1 protein-coding gene and 1 pseudogene are annotated in these 2,016 nt (G+C 45.8%); one reads left to right on the top strand and one right to left on the bottom strand.

Annotated elements, in window-relative coordinates:
• Window position 1: 1 nt before the first annotated feature.
• Window positions 2–1,408: a 15-cis-phytoene desaturase gene (gene pds / locus Q0R35_RS13565; protein WP_295619101.1), complete on the bottom strand. Its 1,407-nt coding sequence runs from the start codon at window positions 1,406–1,408 to the stop codon at window positions 2–4.
• Between the two features lie 229 nt (window positions 1,409–1,637).
• Between pds and Q0R35_RS13560 the strand changes: the two are divergent.
• Window positions 1,638–1,769: pseudogene (locus tag Q0R35_RS13560) on the top strand (DUF4277 domain-containing protein); the annotation flags it as partial.
• Between the last annotated feature and the right edge of the window lie 247 nt (window positions 1,770–2,016).

Here is a 2,016-nt window from a genome sequence, read left to right as displayed (position 1 = left end):
CCTAAATTGCCGTAGCTAGTGGTTTTGCTACTGCGGGCTGATAATTCGCGATCTCCCGTGCTGCAAGCTTACCAGAAAGCACAGCACCTTCCATACTCCCCAGATACTCTTGCATCGTATAACTACCAGCTAGAAAGAAATTGGAAATTGGTGTAGATTGGCTGGGTCGGCATTCTTGTCGCCCCGGAGATGCCGTATATACCGATCTAGGTGTTTTGACGACCTTAGATTTAAGTAATTTGGCGGGATTATCGACAGTCAAATGTTGAGGAAACAGACGTTCTAGTTCGGTCATTGTGGCTGCAACAATTTCCGCATCAGATTTGTCGATCCAGTCTTTGGCTGGGGCGATAATCAGTTCTAGCATCGATTTATCTGGATCTTCGTACTCTTTACAAGCTACACTCATATCGGCATAGACGCTCAGAATATCCGATCGCGAAAATAGCAGATGGTCGATATCGGTTAACTTGCGATCGAACCACAGGTGTAAATTAATGACTGGTACGCCTTCTAATTCCTGCATTTTTTCAAAGAACTCAATCTCGCGCCACGGTGCGGGCATCAGTGTCTTGATGACATCGACAGGCATCGCTGAGACATAAGCATCAGCTACGACGATTTCGTCTGCTGCGCCATTAAGCCCCCGCATTACAAAGTGCTTAACCGTACCATCATCATTCAGCACGATTTGTTTGAGCGGTCGTTCCATCCGAATTTCGCCACCACGGGCTTGGAAATGGTCTACGATAGGCTGACACAAGCGTTCGGTCGGCGACCCATCTAGAAAGGCAATTTTGGAGCCATAGCGTTCTTTGAGAAACTTGTTAATTGCCGTTAGGGGCACGGTCGCCGAGACATCTTCAGGATTGATAAAGGTCAGAGCTTTAGATGCTGCCACAAAGATATCTGAATTCACCCGATCGTCGATCCCCTGACGGCGCAGCCATTCCAGCAAGCTATACTTATCCATATCTTCGACATACTGCCGTCCGCGCAAGACTGCTGGCCACAAACCGAGGGCAAATTTAATTTTCTGCTCCCAGGTAAGCATGTCATTATTCTTCAGAATCGACGCAATTACATTAAACGGTGCGGGGATATCTGGAACGCTGAAATATGAATAAGTACCGGGTTTTTCGGGCTGATTAAAAATCAGCGCATGTTCTTTCCATTGCAAGTGGTCTTCGATTCCCAGCTCTTTCATCAATTGGAGCATGTTGGGATAAGCCCCAAAGAAGGCATGGAGTCCGGTTTCATACCAGTCGCCGTCTTCATCTTTCCAAGCTGCAACTAAGCCGCCCAATACATCCCGACTTTCAAACAAGATGGGGGTATGTCCGGCATCTGATAAATATTTAGCACAAGCTAGTCCAGCTAAACCTGCTCCTGCAATGGCTACACGCATCTATTAGTACTACCTTTTTACAATTGACTGTGGGAATTAATGCTTTATTCCAGTTTAATTATATTTGCATTTCTTTACAATTTAACATCGCGATCGACTCAACTCTAGATTTTTTGGCTAAAAGCAGCAGGATGGGGGACTGGGCAGTTCGGCTCCCTTCTCCTGACGGAGATAAATCGCTCGAAAGGTTGAGATGACAGGATTATCGAGCTTATTATTTTTTTAGGCGATCGAACTAGCGGAATGTGGGTTAGAAAATCTAGATCCTCTGGGTATTGTGGCAGGATTGATAGATGAGATTGGGATAGTCGAGATTTTGAATAAAAGGTTGGGAATAGATCCCAGAGAAAAAGTCAGCTCAGACAGCAAGCGAGTCAATCAATACACAAAATCTGCTTTTTTCCATTTTCAAAGGTAATTAGCCCGCAGCCGAGGAATAGCTCCCACCCATAACACCTACCACCCGTTGACGATATAGTGCTTTCGACACATCCACTATTACATTGGCTTGACTCGACACACTCGCGCCCCGCATCGGTCGTCGGCATATTGCATCCAGGAATTAGGAACTTGCGTGAAAATAACATCCCAGATATTTGTGAGTTCAG

The organism is Chamaesiphon sp. GL140_3_metabinner_50 (assembly GCF_025361915.1).
Lineage (GTDB): Bacteria > Cyanobacteriota > Cyanobacteriia > Cyanobacteriales > Chamaesiphonaceae > Chamaesiphon.
Note: the sequence above shows the minus strand (reverse complement) of the source record. Positions and strands in the feature narration are given on the sequence as shown.